Origin of the sequence: Clostridium malenominatum, assembly GCF_039521365.1 — a bacterium.
In the GTDB taxonomy this organism is placed as follows: Bacteria; Bacillota; Clostridia; order Clostridiales; family Clostridiaceae; genus Clostridium_AW; species Clostridium_AW malenominatum.
Genome location: NZ_BAAACF010000001.1, coordinates 1,422,912 through 1,436,896 on the forward strand (window position 1 = coordinate 1,422,912; position 13,985 = coordinate 1,436,896).

Below are 13,985 nucleotides of genomic sequence, written 5' to 3' on the forward strand. Positions count from 1 at the left end.
TTATGATATAAGGTTAAAAAACGTAAGAAATTATTTTAGTTATATCTATGAAGGAGAGGCTTTTAATGAATATTTTTGATATTATTATACCAGTGCTTTTTATTTTAATTACTTTAAAGGAATTGAGATATATGAAAACATTAATAATACCCACAAGAAAAGGGTATGGAGAAATTATTACTGTATCCTTTAGTATAATTATTTTTATTTGGATTATGTATTCTTATGCTAATACTTGGATTCATTATGTTATGACAATATTGGGTATTTTTATGTTTTTAAGTTCCTGGCTTAAACAAGGAATTAGCTCAAAGGGTTTCATATCAATGTATAAATATAAAAAGATTATACTATGGAATGAAATTGAAAAAGTTATGGTAATTAGTTCAAAGGATATAAAGGTTAAGCTATTTGGTGGTTTTATGGAGCAAACATTTCATTTCAAAAATAGTGATTATAATAAGGTTATTAATATTCTAGAAGAAAATTTGCCTAGAAAAGCAGAGTTACAAACACAACTCTTAATAAGTAAATAAATAACTTGTATTCAATATTCAACACATTAGTGATATAAGCATTAATGTGTTGTTTAACTATATACCATGTGTGAGGAAGTGAAAGATGTGATAATCTAAATATATATTAATCATCTATTAACATAAAAACTATATTTTTAATAATTAGGAGATTAATTGAATGAGAGATTTATTTACAATCGGAGAAATATCAAAGTTATTTAATATTAATATAAAGACATTAAGATATTATGATGAAATTGACTTATTTAAGCCAATATTTATAGATAGAACTAATAATTATAGATATTATTCAGCAAATCAATTTGAACAATTAAACACAATTCAATATTTAAAAGCCCTTGGAATGTCATTGAAGACAATAGATTATCATTTAAAGAAACGAAGTACGGATAATATCATTGAACTATTTGAAAAGCAGAAGAAAATTACGGATAAAAAGATAAAAGAGCTGGAATTTATAAAGCAAAAAATTGAAACTAGAATAAGTCAAATTAATTATGCAAGGCAATATGATAATTTAAATGTAATTTAAGAGGTTGAATTTAAAAAGAGAGAAGTTGTTTTATTAAAACAAAAAATAAAATCAAACAATGACTTAGAATTATCAATTAGACAGCTAGAAAATAAGGCAAATAAAAATGCTTCCATTTTTAGTGGAAAAGTAGGGGTATCAATTTCTATAGATAAACTAAAAGATAGATTATTTGATGAATATGATTCCATTTTTTCCTTTGTAGAGGGTGAAGCATATAATAAAGAATTACTAAAAGTATTGCCACAAGGCGTTTATGCTACTATTCGGTTTAATGGAACTCATAATAGTTCTCATGTATATTATGATAAGCTTCTAAAATATATTGAAGAAAAAGGCTATACAATTATAGAGGATTCAATAGAAATAACCCTAATTGATTATGGGCTAACTACTGAGAAATCAGAGTTTATAACTGAAATTCAAATATTAATAAGCAAGTCTTGACACTCCAGTTACTGGAGACTTTATAATGTCTAATAAAGATAATTGAAGATAATAAATTAATATAAACAATAGCAAGTTTTAATTTATTTATCTGCAAATATTGTACTAGGATATAATTATATTTTGAGGAGGATAATTATGAAGTTCATTGTATCGAAAGAAGTTTTTGAAACAATACATAACGTATGCTTTGGTATTGTGGTAGCAAAAGGGCTTAATAATGAAGATAATATAGAAGTAACTAAACTTTTGAAAAATAGTATAGAATTAAATGAAAAAAGATTTCAAGATAAAAAAGTAAAAGAAGTAGAAGAAATAGTGTATTATAGAGACTCATTTATGAAATTTGGTATTAATCCCAATAAATTCATGAGTTCTATTGAAGCAATAATTACAAGAGTAGCAAAAAATAAAGGGCTACCCAATATAAACTCAATTGTGGACATAGGAAATGCAGTTTCGTTAAAATATCTTGTTCCATTAGGAGCTCATGATATAGACGCTGCTGGAGGAGATATTTGCATTAGATTTTCAAAAGAAGGAGATATATTTATTCCCTTTGGAGGAAATGAGGTGGAATGTTTAGAAGAGGGTGAACTTATTTACTCTGTAGGTAATAAAGTAAAAACAAGAAGATGGATATGGAGGCAAAGTGAAGAAGGGAAAATTACTAAAGAAAGCAAAAATATATTTTTTCCTATAGATGGATTTAAAGATAAAAACTATAATAATGTAATTAGTGCAAGAGACGAGTTGGCTGAACAATTAAAAAAGAATTTTAATTGTGAAATAAAAGTAGGATTTGTGGATATAAATAATACTGAATTTGAACTTTAAATGATAAGCGTAAATGTAAAATAATTAAATATAAATATATTTATAGATACAAAATCCCTATAGATGATATTGTTCATCTGTAGGGATTTTTTACGTAAGGAGAAATGCATATGTTATTAGAAGTTTTAAATATAAAAATTAGGCCTTTTTTAAGATCTTCATTTATCTAAAAAACATAATGAATTGATTAGGATTATATGGTATTATTACTAATAATTGAGTCAGAATCTTTTATAAAGGCGTTTTGAAGATAATTCATAGCTTACAAAGGAGGAGAAAGATGTAAAATGAATATCATTACAGTTAATAATGAAAATATTCAGAAAGAACATATATGTTGTGCCATCTCAGATAAAAAAGGGGAATGCCAGGTATCATCAAAAAAAGCATGGTTGAAAGAAAGATTTTCAGATGGTCTTGTTTTTAAGAAAGGCGATGTAAGAGGTAAGGTTTTTATTGAATACATTCCTGCTGAAAAAGCATGGTGTCCAATTAATGCAGATGGATATATGTTTATTAACTGCTTGTGGGTATCGGGACAATACAAAGGTCAGGGGATTTCTAATCAATTGTTAGAAGAATGTATTTTCGACAGTAAGCAGAAAGACAAAAAGGGACTGGTTATTCTGTCTGCAAAGAAAAAAATACCTTATTTGTCGGACCAAAAATATCTAGAATATAAAGGGTTTCTACTTGCGGACACAGCAGAGCCATACTACCACCTGATGTATCTGCCTTTTAGTAAAACTGCTGAAAAGCCTAGTTTTAAACCTTGTATGAAATCAGGAAAGATAAGCGAAAAAGGATTTGTATTATATTATTGCAATCAATGTCCTTTTACTGCAAAATACGTTCCTATGCTTGAGGAAGTAGCTAAAAATCGAAATGTACCGCTTAAAGTAATAAAGTTTGAAACGACAGAGCAAGCTCAAAATGCACCTGCTCCATTTGCTTCATACAGTTTATTTTATAATGGTGATTTTATCACAAATGACATTTTATCTGATAAGAAATTTGAAAAACTTCTTGAAGAAAAAGGTTTATAGAAAGAAAGGGAATATAATTTGTGTAAAGAATACTTATACAGAATAATTTAGATATTTATAGGAGAACTATCTTATGAAAGCAGAGTTGTATGAAAGAATACTGGGAACCGAACTGAAATATGTGAAATGTTTTTCGGATTATATTGAAGAACAGAAGATTATAAGATTTAAAGATAGTAAACTGGTTGATATGTACATGCATAATTTCATTTTTTTGAAAGAATTAATGGAGAAGGATGAATTAAGGATTTTTACTGAAAAGAAACTTAAAGAAGTGCAGAGAGAAGATAAGAAATATCTGCATATCATGATGGATTATGGTATAAAACCTCATGATTTAAAGAGTGTGATTCCTAAGCCTGAGATTACAGAATACTGCTTTATGGCTGCTACACCGAAAGATTTAAAAAAATTGAAGATAAAGGATGACTGCTTTGTTTTAAAGGCAGATACTCTTGAAATACTCAATGATGGAAACCTAGTAGATATACAAGCTAATAAATCTGCTATGGGAGAAGAGTTTGCTAGAAAAAGAATCAAAAGGAAGAGTGAAGTGTACAAGAATAATCCTAATTTGAATCTTTATGTATGTTACAAAGGAAAGAAGCCTATAGGTAAATGCGAACTTTTCATAGAAGATGGCATTGCCAAGATTGAAGACTTTGATATAACTAAGGAATATCAAAAGCAAGGCTATGGCACTTCCATGCTACGGAAGTTGCTAGAGGAATCTTTGTGCGCAGACGTAGATATATTATACTTAATAACAGATTATTTGGATAGTGCCAAGGATATGTACAAAAAATGTGGATTCTCCATATGGGGTATTAAAACATCAATCTTATTCAAGGTATTATTTTAAGAGCAAAGAGAATTGATTGATAAGCCAGAGCATGAACAAGCCACAAATATAATTAGAGAGGTATTAAAGGAAATAAGTTATTTATATAATGTGAATTTGAAAGGAGAAATCATGGAAGAAGATAAAAATGTGTTTAAATCAATTGATGAATATATTTTGCAGTTTTCTCCTGAGGTTCAGGAAAAGCTTCAATCACTAAGAAATGTTATAAAAGAGTCTGCTCCAGACGCAGAAGAAAAGATGAGCTGGCAAATGCCAACCTTTGCTTTGTACGGAAATCTAGTGCATTTCGCTGCTCATAAAAAGCATATCGGATTTTATCCTGGGCCCAGCGGAATTGACACATTCAAGCTTAAATTATCGGAGTATAAATGGTCAAAAGGAGCCGTGCAATTTCCAATAGAAAAGCCGCTGCCTTATGAACTAATAGGTGAGATAGTTAGATTCAGAGTTGCCGAAAACATAAAGGAAGCAGAAAGCAAACTCAAAAAGAGAAAAAAGTAACTTCTCATTATTTATATTGAACGTCACAACAATAAAAATAATAATTTGTATTTTGAGATGGTAAATATCTTAAAATCCCATGATAAATGATAAATATAGAAAATGTTACTTTATATAATAAGCTTTAAAAGTAGTATATAATTTAACTTTAGAAAGGAGTACTTAAGCGTGAATATAACTATCAGGCAGGAGACGGAAAGAGATTATAAATTATCGGAGTATATTATAGAAAAAGCCTTTGAAAATGCTGAATATAGTGATCGTAAGGAGCAGTTCTTAGTTGAGAGACTGAGAAAAAGTAATGCATTCGTACCAGAACTTTCTCTCGTTGCAGAATTTGATGGAGAAATTGTAGGACATATCATGCTTACAAAACTTCTTATTAAGAATATTGACAAAGAACATGAATCATTGGCATTAGCTCCTGTTTCAGTTTTACCGCAACATCAAAATAAGAGTATTGGAAGTAAACTAATCATTGAAAGTATAAAAATTGCAAGAGAACTTAGCTTTAAGTCAGTAATTGTTCTAGGACATGATAAATATTATCCACGATTTGGATTTAAGCCTGCAGATTTATGGGGAATAAAGGCTCCCTTTGATGTGCCAAAGGAATCATTTATGGCATTAGAACTTGAAAGTGATAGCCTTACTAATGTGTCAGGAGTTGTAGTTTATCCTAAAGAATTTTTTTAACTTAACTTCAATATGTTTTATATAGAAATAATGACTACATAGAAATGCCGTAAAATTTGTTTAAGAGTTTTACGGCATTTCTATAATATAATTTATTTCTCAATAAATTGTGCTAATTCCATGTTGAATTTATCACGCTCTTCCCAGAACAATCCGTGACCACTATATTTAAAAGGTACTAACTTAGAGTTTTTAATTCCTTTATTCTGTACAATAGCCAATGAAAATGGACAAACTTTGTCATGAATACCATGAAGAATTAAAGTGGGAACGCAAATTTTACTTAAATCAGAAAATAAACTTTCATCTCTAAGTGATGTAGCAAGGGCTGCAGTTGACCAACCTGCTGCCTGTAATCCTAGTTGGAAGAACCAATCTGAAAAAGGACTAGTTGTATTTTGAAAGAAGAATATATCTCCAAAACCCTGAAGCATTTTAGGACGATCAATATATGTTTCTTGAATAAGTTTAGTTACTTCCTCCTTTGGTAATCCATATGGAAAATTTGGACGCTTAGTAAAGCTAGGAGCGGCAGCAGCGAAAAGAGCAAGTTTAGATACTCCGTAACCGCTATGGCGAGCCATATAGCGAATTGCAATTGCTCCACCCACAGAATGTCCTGCTAGCGTAAAATCTTGTAATTTTAGTGATTCAACCACACATCGAACATCATCGGCCAATCGATCGTAATCGTATTCGCTCCAAGGCTTATCAGAATTACCGAATCCTCTAATATCTATTCCAATACATCTATATCCCATTCTAGGAAGTTGATTAAATTGATATTCAAATAAATTGTGATTTGCTGGCCAACCATGTATAAACAATATTGTGTTATTTCCCTCAGGATTAACATCTTCTACATAAATTTTTACCTTTGGTTCTACGTAAACGTAGTATCCCATATAAATTTCTCCCCCATTAATAGAACTATATCAATAATTATGTTATGCGATTTAAGAAACGTTGTGCTTTCTAATATTTCTTAAATTAATCTTAAAATAGAGGGTATTACTTTTTTGTGAAGAATAATAATTTAAAAGAATTAAAGGGAGAAATAAACTATGAATATACGTTTGGCAAAATTAGATGATGAAGAAAAAATAGCTAAATTAGTAGCACAATTTAGAGTGGATTTAAGAAAATTTAAAACAGTCATATCAAGCCCTAATATAGAGGAAGGAAAAGAGGAATTTAGAGAGTATATGGATAAAAAATATCCTATTTTTGTGGCTGAAGATACAAATAAAGAGTTGTTAGGATATTTAGTGTGTCGCATTGATAAAGAGATAGTTTGGGCTGAATCCTTATTTGTTTCTTATAATGTAAGAAGAAGCGGAATAGGATCAAAGTTGTATGAAAAGGCAGAGGAAATTGCACAGGAAATTGGCTGTAGTACCGTATATAATTGGGTGCATCCTAATAATGATAAAATAATACCCTTTTTATCTAAAAAAGGATACAATGTTTTAAATCTTATTGAAATAAGAAAAGCAAGGGAAAATGAGGTATTAACTCAAAAAATAGGGGTTGGTAAATATGACTTTGATTATTAATTATAGAATATGAAGTTATTATTAATTATGAGCGGAGTTCAATTTAAAAAATTTTATATACCGGTATATTTTATATGATTTGTAAAAGGTGGAGATGATAATGAAAATAGATTTCTTTTATTGGAATTATCAATGTCCAATAAATAATGAAAATATTATGTTACTAAATGAATTAAAAACTGATTTTAAAATAAACTATTATGATATTTCTGTTGATCCCCAAATTGCAATAGATAATAATATATACTTTCCATTTCTTACGGTTTTTAATAATACTATAAGATGGAGAGGCCCTTTAAAAAAAGATATTATAGAAAAGATTAAGAAAGGTAAAGAAGTAGTAGAAACACCTTATATGATTAAACTTGGCGAACAAAAATTTTATGGAGAAATAGTAGAACTTAATGATTCAAATATTCACTTGCTTTCTAATGGATGCACCATGAATAATTGTTCAGCTAGCTGTTTAAAAAAGAAACAGTTCTTATCAAGTGTGTGTGATGATTTTTATGGATATTTGCACTTAAATAATGGAAAAGTAGTTGGTGGAGTAGAGTATATCCCGTCATTACAAGTACCATATAATGTTGCAAAGGATGAAGAAACTGCTTTTTTAACCTGTATTTATCATTCTTCTACTGAATATGATTATAAGTCATATCCATTGGAAAAATTAGAACAAAGATTATCTAAAAAATATAAGAGTATTATAGCAATAAGTGGTGAAGAAGGCACTTTCCCTAATGGAAACTTACAGTGGTTTTTAAATCATGGATATATTGATAATGGAGTGATAAGTATAGAAGAAAATTATTGCAAGCTCCATTTGATGAGCAAAAGTTTATAGGCATATTTTTAAAAAGGGAGGGTGTATAACAATGATAGAATATGGAAGAAGTATTAAGTGGTATAATAATTATAGAGATGAAGTAGAGTTTTCAGAGTATAATAAATTTGATTTTATGCAAATTTGGTTTGTGAAGGGTGAATTAGCCATTGATAAGGTATTGTCTCCCAAAGAACAATATGTCTTAAATTCTAAATTTCCAGTAATAATTCATGCGTTATATGATATTGATGATTATGATAAATATAATGATGAATTGATTCGTATATTAAAATATTTAAATCATAAGGAAGTTATTATTCATCCTGTATGTGAAAGTATTCCCATAAATTCAGAAACCATATATACCCTTGCAGAGAATATTTATAAAACAAACCAACTACTTAAAGGAAGCAACATAAAACTATACATTGAGAATAATAGTGTAATTGATAGGATTAATTATACACCAGAAGACTTAAAAATAGTATTTGATAGAAATCCTGATGTGGAGCTAATTCTTGACATTGCTCATATAGATGACTATAGCCATTTGCAAAAAATTCTCGAAGTAAAATTTCCTAAATGTCTACATATAGCAGATAAACGTTTTAGTGTAGAGCATGAACATCTTCCGATAGGACAAGGTGAACTTGATTTTAAGTTGATTTTTCAAAACTATTTAAAAGGCTATGATGGAAAAATTATATTTGAAGTAGTTGACACAGATGAAGAAATTATTAAATCAAAGAATATAATAGAAAGGATAGTAAAATGACTAATTTTTTCAGGAGCTATTATAAAAATATAATTTTTATAATCATAGTTTTATTTACTTTTATAGCATGTATGATAAGTAGAAGTTCTTATGTAATATTTATTATTCTATGTTTAATAACAGATGGAGTATCCCTAGCTAATAATCATTACTATAAAAAAGATTTATATTATAGTAGACCAATGTATATAAAGGCAATATTAGTTGGTATATTAGTTGCTTTTATAATAGAACAAAGGGGAGAAGTTATAAAATATTTCATCTAAAATAAGAAAGATAAAAGGTGATAAGATGTACAATAAAAAAATATTAAGTTCAATTTTAATAGCAATTAGTTCGCTTTTTCTTTTAATAGGATGCAATGGTACTGCAGAAAAAAATAGTGAAAGTGAAGTGAAAACTAATAGTAATATTACCGAAAATGATAAGAAAAGTGAATCGCATATAATTAGTTCAGGGCTTTTAGTAGGTTTATCCTATGACGGTAAAGAGGATAGAAAAATCAATGAATTTAACATGCCATCAAAGGAATTTAGAACCTTATGGATTTATCATAATGGTAGTAAATTTATAGTAAAAGAAAAAGACAAATCAATAGTTACGCCATATAAGGATAAGTTCTATGAAATTAAAAATGATTATTTTGAGATTAAAGAGAAAAATAAAGAAAATGAATCTGAAGGTTTTTATTTAAAATACAATTCCTATTATAGTTGGAACAGTATAGTGAGTAAAGCTATAGGAGAGCCAGATAAACCTTTTTTTACAGAAGAATCCTTTAAGGATAAATTTATTGCAAAAAATGATGATTGGCCATTTAAGTCAAATATGGAGAGAGTGGATTATATAGGTAATAACTACGCATGTATAAATAGCGATTACTACGAAACTGGTGGCGGTACCTATAGAAGTGGCAGAAACCATATAAAACTATTTGATATAGCCAGTTTAGGTAGCAATAATTTTAGAGATAAAAATGGAAAGCTCTATGATTTATTAGATGAAAATGTTAGAAAAGAACTTAAAGCACTTGTAGACAAAAAAAATAATGAATTTAAGGCTGATGATGGAAATAAAGAGGACTCATTTATTAAAGTAGAAAGAGTTGTAGATATTGACAACTTGTCTCTCCGAAGAAAAGAAGGTAAGTGGATAGTTCAAATACCTGTTTATGAAAGATATATCCATGAAGGTAATGGCAGCAACTTTTATAAAGTTACAGAATTTATTCCTTATCAGTGCAAATTACCATCCTCAATAACATCCTATGATAGTTTATCCATGACCTGGGATGATATTAAGAAAGCAGTACCAGATGCTATAGATGCTATGTCTTCTCCAGAGGGTGAACTAATGTCAGTAACTACAAAGGATCAATTATTAATTTTTATAAACCCAAAAGAGGACATGAAAAATGCTGATTTGAAAATTCCACTAAATAACAATGAGATAGTCATATCAAATCAATGGGCAACAGGGAACTATGTAGAAAAGTGGAATAAGGATTTAGATATATTATTCAAGTAAATTTCAAGACTTATAAAGTAAGCTTGATTACTGTAGATAAAATAAATGATACGCAATGTAAGTAGAGATGGAGGATTTATATGAGATACGGATGGCTTGACGAATACTGTCTTTCTAAAAAAGCAGCAGAAAAAGACTTTAAGGTAGAATGGAATGCAACAAGATACCTTATCGGAGGAAAAATGTTTCTTATGCAAGGTGGAGATAAAAATAAAAAAGCTATTGCTACCATGAAATGTGAGCCTACATTTGGACAACTTTTAAGAGAGAAATATGAACATATTATCCCTGGATATTATATGAATAAGGAGCACTGGAATTCGGTATATTTAGAGGGAGATGTATCTGATGATATTTTAAAACAAATGATAGATATGTCTTATGAATTAGTATTAAATTCTTTGAGTAAAAAGAAGATACAGGAAATTATGGAAGGGAAAAGTGAGGAAGTGTAAATTAAATGTGTACAAGTTTTGTAGTTCATTCAAAAAAGACATTCATAGGTATGAATTTTGATAATAAAAACCCAATAAAAATTATGATTAAAGATGATAATCAGTTTTTAGTTCTAGTTAATGAAAATGGACAATTTACTCCTTCTTTTGGTTGCAATAGAAATGGAACATTTATGAATACACTAATGGTTGATTCAAATGAAGATGGGAAATACAGAAGAGGTAAAAATGTTATTCATATTATGAGATTGCTTGAAGATATTTTAGGAGAGAAGATTAAGCCTGATTCACTAAGAGATTTATTTAAGAATAATCTTATTGTTAATGTGCCTAATTATAGTGTACATAGTATGATTGCAGGAAAAAATAAAGATGCATATATTGTGGAGCCAGGAAGAAATAATATAGATATTAGTTCATTTAACCGAGATTTTATGGTATTGAGTTGTTTTCCTTTATCGGATTATATTGGTGAAGATTATACTAAGGTGAAGGGAACAGGAGCTGAACGTTATAAAAAAGCATATGAAATGATAATAAAAAATCATCATTCCTTTAATATTGATGTTGGTTTTTCTATATTAAAAGAAACTATGCAACAAGAGGGTGATTATCCTACACAGTTTTCCATGGTTTCAATTCCTGAAGAAAATGTAATTTATTTTACTATAAATGGAGATTTTACTAAAGGCTTTGAGTTTTCTTTTTTAGATAATAAAATACGAACTGGCTTTGGCTTTGCAGAAAAAAATAGCTACCTTCTTTCTAAAAAGGGGATATTGTTATGTGAACTTGAAAACTTAATTAGAAATGGAGAAAAAATATGAACTGGATTGAGAAAATAAAAGAATATGCTCCTTACAATGAACAAGAGAAAAAAGATAAAGAAATAATTTTGCATTCCATAGATACTTTAGATAATATTTTAACTAGGGATAACGAGATTGCACATATAACAAGCTCAGCCTTTGTAGTAAATAAAACAAAAGATAAGGTATTGATGATACACCATAATATATATAATTCATGGTCATGGACAGGAGGTCACGCAGACGGAGAAAAAGACTTGTTAAAAGTTGCAGTTAGAGAGGTAAAAGAAGAAACAGGAGTGAATTATGTTCACCCTGTTAGAACTGATATATTTTCATTGGATATACTACCTGTGTTAGGGCATATAAAAAGAGGAAAATATATCTCTGCACATTTGCATTTGTCAGTTGCGTACTTACTAGAAAGCGATGAAAATGAATCATTGATTGTAAAAGCAGATGAAAACAGCGATGTTAAATGGATACCCATTGAGGAAGTGAATGCATATTCTAATGAGCCTCATATGATGAAGGTATATAATAAATTAATATCAAAAATTAAAGAGTTATAAAATATATTAAATGGAGGGTTAACATGTTTAAAAAGAGTTCAGAAGATAGGTTTGAGGTAATATATGAGCAGGGAGTTTTAAATCGATGCAAGATTCTAGTTGATAAAAAAACTGGAGTAAATTATTTATTTAGTAACGAGGGGAATGGAGGAGGTTTAACAGTTTTAGTAGATAGAGAAGGAAAGCCTATTGTTTCTAATGTTGAAACTCAATATTAATAAAAAATTACAATATTAAGGAGAAATCCATGAAAATAATTACCCTTGTAGAAAACACGAAAAACCATTCAAGCAATCTAATTAATGAGCATGGTTTATGTCTTTACATAGAAAAAGATAATAAACGCATACTCTTTGATACGGGGAGGACAGGAAATTTTATTAGTAATGCAAAGAAGCTGGCAGTTGATATAGAGGATATTGATGCTGTAGTGATTTCCCATGGACATAGCGATCACGGAGGAGGACTTTTGTCTTTTTTAAAAGCAAATAACAAAGCAAAAGTATATATGAAAAGAAAAGCTTCAGAGAATCATTATTTTAATTTTATGCTCCTTAGTAAAAATGTGAGCATAGATAAAAAAGTCTTTGATGAATATTCTAATAGAATTAATTATATCTATGATTTTACCGAAATAATGAATGATATTTATATTATTACAGATATAGAAAATCATTATTTAGTTCCAAAGGGAAATAAATATTTATATTGTAAAGAAGAAACTGGGCTATTTAGAGATAGATTTGAACATGAATTAATTATGATTATAAAAGAACAGGATGGTATAAGTATTTTTACAGGCTGTTCTCACAACGGTACTGCAAATATGATACAGACCGCTAGAAATACTTTTCCTAGTTCAAGTATTAAAGCTATTATAGGAGGTTTTCATCTTATTAAAATACCAATTTTAAAATGCTTAACTTCTCCTCAAGAGGAAATAGATGTAATTAGTAAAAAGATTATTGAGGAGAAGGTAGCGAAAGTATATACAGGACATTGTACTGGAGAAAAAGCATATAACAAATTAAGGAGTATTCTAGGTGATAAAATTGAATATATTAAAACAGGATCAGAGATAAATATTTAAAATCATTTCATATTGATTAACATATAGATTAAAGCCCAATTTACATAAGAAGTTTTTTAGTGTTGTACACTGGTCATCCACATTAATAATATTGATTTTATTAGCTTCGGTGTTATTTATTAAATCAGTTAAGATGGTTTGTCCAATTCCAAGACCTCTATACTTCTTATTTACACCTATTTGAGGAATATCTCCTGTTTTTTTATCAATAATGCCATAGCCAACAATAGCATTATCTAAACGCACAACTGCATATATAAATGAATGTGACAGAGCATTGATAGAATCAATAGAATTCTGCCAAGAAGGTGTAATATCCCAGAATTCAATTAGTTGATTCCAAGTAGTTGCATCAATTTCATTGATATGCTCAATAGTATAAGTAGATAAGGGATTATAGCTACTCTTATCTACTTGAAAACAACTAAAAGTTCTTAAAGCTTTAAATCCTTGCTTTTTATAAAGCTCTAAAGCAGATGTATTTGATTGAATTACTTCTAATAAGTATTGCTCAATATTTTTTTGTTTTAATAATTTTAGTAAACTATCAAACATATTGCTTGTTATTCCTTTCTTTCTATGCTCTGGAATAACACCAGTTCCTAAATCATATACAGTGGGTTTGCCATTCCATTCTCTAAGTCCATTAAAAATAAAACCTACCAAAGCGTCATCTTTAAATGCACCTATGGAAAGCTCAGGAACATAACCTCTTCTTTTAAGCATTTTTTCAAATTTGTACAGAGGTAGGTCTAATTTTACTTCATAATCAGTAAATGCATTTAAAAATCCTTCGTGCAATATTTTTATATCTATATTTTTTAAAGTTTTATAATGAAACATAGATTATCCTCCTCATAGCAATTTTAATTTACATAATAATTATAACATTAACTCAATGCAAATACA

19 protein-coding genes and 1 pseudogene are annotated in these 13,985 nt (G+C 28.8%); 18 read left to right on the forward strand and 2 right to left on the reverse strand.

Annotated elements, in window-relative coordinates; all coding sequences use genetic code 11:
- Nucleotides 1–65 precede the first annotated feature (65 nt).
- The 8 genes and pseudogenes from ABDZ69_RS07195 to ABDZ69_RS07230 all read left to right on the forward strand — a co-directional run bounded on the left by ABDZ69_RS07195 (nucleotide 66) and on the right by ABDZ69_RS07230 (nucleotide 5,463).
- Nucleotides 66–536, forward strand: a complete 471-nt coding sequence (locus ABDZ69_RS07195) for a hypothetical protein (protein ID WP_343768209.1) — start codon at nucleotides 66–68, stop codon at nucleotides 534–536.
- Nucleotides 537–696: 160 nt separating this feature from the next.
- The gene (locus ABDZ69_RS07200; RefSeq protein WP_343768211.1) at nucleotides 697–1,071 is read left to right on the forward strand and encodes a MerR family transcriptional regulator; all 375 of its coding nucleotides are present in this window, start codon (nucleotides 697–699) and stop codon (nucleotides 1,069–1,071) included.
- A 15-nt stretch (nucleotides 1,072–1,086) separates the two neighbouring features.
- Nucleotides 1,087–1,518 (forward strand): annotated as a pseudogene (locus tag ABDZ69_RS07205) (GyrI-like domain-containing protein); the annotation flags it as partial.
- 138 nt (nucleotides 1,519–1,656) lie between these two features.
- Nucleotides 1,657–2,355, forward strand: a complete 699-nt coding sequence (locus tag ABDZ69_RS07210; protein WP_343768213.1) for a B3/B4 domain-containing protein — start codon at nucleotides 1,657–1,659, stop codon at nucleotides 2,353–2,355.
- 287 nt (nucleotides 2,356–2,642) lie between these two features.
- Nucleotides 2,643–3,401: a YoaP domain-containing protein gene (locus ABDZ69_RS07215; RefSeq protein WP_343768215.1), complete on the forward strand. Its 759-nt coding sequence runs from the start codon at nucleotides 2,643–2,645 to the stop codon at nucleotides 3,399–3,401.
- Between the two features lie 73 nt (nucleotides 3,402–3,474).
- Nucleotides 3,475–4,263 (forward strand): GNAT family N-acetyltransferase, encoded by a 789-nt coding sequence (locus ABDZ69_RS07220; RefSeq protein WP_343768217.1) that lies wholly within the window; start codon nucleotides 3,475–3,477, stop codon nucleotides 4,261–4,263.
- Between the two features lie 111 nt (nucleotides 4,264–4,374).
- Nucleotides 4,375–4,767 carry an iron chaperone gene (locus tag ABDZ69_RS07225; protein WP_343769613.1) on the forward strand — a complete coding sequence of 131 codons (393 nt, stop codon included), beginning with the start codon at nucleotides 4,375–4,377 and terminating at the stop codon, nucleotides 4,765–4,767.
- 168 nt (nucleotides 4,768–4,935) lie between these two features.
- A complete protein-coding gene (locus ABDZ69_RS07230; RefSeq protein ID WP_343768219.1) occupies nucleotides 4,936–5,463 on the forward strand; it encodes a GNAT family N-acetyltransferase in 528 nt (175 codons plus the stop codon).
- A 92-nt stretch (nucleotides 5,464–5,555) separates the two neighbouring features.
- Here the strand turns inward: ABDZ69_RS07230 and ABDZ69_RS07235 are convergent, their stop codons facing one another.
- Nucleotides 5,556–6,368: an alpha/beta fold hydrolase gene (locus tag ABDZ69_RS07235; RefSeq protein ID WP_343768221.1), complete on the reverse strand. Its 813-nt coding sequence runs from the start codon at nucleotides 6,366–6,368 to the stop codon at nucleotides 5,556–5,558.
- A 159-nt stretch (nucleotides 6,369–6,527) separates the two neighbouring features.
- Here ABDZ69_RS07235 and ABDZ69_RS07240 point away from each other — a divergent pair, with 159 nt between their 5' ends.
- The 10 genes from ABDZ69_RS07240 to ABDZ69_RS07285 all read left to right on the forward strand — a co-directional run bounded on the left by ABDZ69_RS07240 (nucleotide 6,528) and on the right by ABDZ69_RS07285 (nucleotide 13,076).
- Nucleotides 6,528–7,019, forward strand: coding sequence for a GNAT family N-acetyltransferase (locus ABDZ69_RS07240; protein WP_343768222.1), 492 nt, complete (start codon nucleotides 6,528–6,530; stop codon nucleotides 7,017–7,019).
- A 100-nt stretch (nucleotides 7,020–7,119) separates the two neighbouring features.
- On the forward strand, nucleotides 7,120–7,866 hold the full coding sequence (locus ABDZ69_RS07245; RefSeq protein WP_343768224.1) for a hypothetical protein: 747 nt from the start codon (nucleotides 7,120–7,122) through the stop codon (nucleotides 7,864–7,866).
- A gap of 31 nt (nucleotides 7,867–7,897) precedes the next feature.
- On the forward strand, nucleotides 7,898–8,623 hold the full coding sequence (locus ABDZ69_RS07250) for a sugar phosphate isomerase/epimerase family protein (RefSeq protein WP_343768226.1): 726 nt from the start codon (nucleotides 7,898–7,900) through the stop codon (nucleotides 8,621–8,623).
- A 71-nt stretch (nucleotides 8,624–8,694) separates the two neighbouring features.
- Nucleotides 8,695–8,889 carry a hypothetical protein gene (locus ABDZ69_RS07255; protein ID WP_343768228.1) on the forward strand — a complete coding sequence of 65 codons (195 nt, stop codon included), beginning with the start codon at nucleotides 8,695–8,697 and terminating at the stop codon, nucleotides 8,887–8,889.
- A 25-nt stretch (nucleotides 8,890–8,914) separates the two neighbouring features.
- Complete coding sequence (locus ABDZ69_RS07260; protein WP_343768230.1) at nucleotides 8,915–10,150, forward strand: hypothetical protein; 1,236 nt, start codon at nucleotides 8,915–8,917, stop codon at nucleotides 10,148–10,150.
- 80 nt (nucleotides 10,151–10,230) lie between these two features.
- On the forward strand, nucleotides 10,231–10,605 hold the full coding sequence (locus tag ABDZ69_RS07265; RefSeq protein ID WP_343768232.1) for an MmcQ/YjbR family DNA-binding protein: 375 nt from the start codon (nucleotides 10,231–10,233) through the stop codon (nucleotides 10,603–10,605).
- A gap of 5 nt (nucleotides 10,606–10,610) precedes the next feature.
- Nucleotides 10,611–11,432: a hypothetical protein gene (locus ABDZ69_RS07270; protein WP_343768234.1), complete on the forward strand. Its 822-nt coding sequence runs from the start codon at nucleotides 10,611–10,613 to the stop codon at nucleotides 11,430–11,432.
- Nucleotides 11,429–11,986, forward strand: a complete 558-nt coding sequence (locus ABDZ69_RS07275) for an NUDIX hydrolase (protein WP_343768236.1) — start codon at nucleotides 11,429–11,431, stop codon at nucleotides 11,984–11,986. Before ABDZ69_RS07270 ends, ABDZ69_RS07275 begins: the two co-directional genes overlap by 4 nt.
- A 23-nt stretch (nucleotides 11,987–12,009) precedes the next feature.
- Nucleotides 12,010–12,204, forward strand: coding sequence for a DUF6440 family protein (locus ABDZ69_RS07280; RefSeq protein ID WP_343768238.1), 195 nt, complete (start codon nucleotides 12,010–12,012; stop codon nucleotides 12,202–12,204).
- Nucleotides 12,205–12,233: 29 nt separating this feature from the next.
- Nucleotides 12,234–13,076: an MBL fold metallo-hydrolase gene (locus ABDZ69_RS07285; protein ID WP_343768240.1), complete on the forward strand. Its 843-nt coding sequence runs from the start codon at nucleotides 12,234–12,236 to the stop codon at nucleotides 13,074–13,076.
- Here ABDZ69_RS07285 and ABDZ69_RS07290 read toward each other — a convergent pair.
- Nucleotides 13,059–13,919, reverse strand: coding sequence for a GNAT family N-acetyltransferase (locus ABDZ69_RS07290; protein ID WP_343768243.1), 861 nt, complete (start codon nucleotides 13,917–13,919; stop codon nucleotides 13,059–13,061). The genes ABDZ69_RS07285 and ABDZ69_RS07290 overlap by 18 nt on opposite strands.
- Nucleotides 13,920–13,985: the final 66 nt, after the last annotated feature.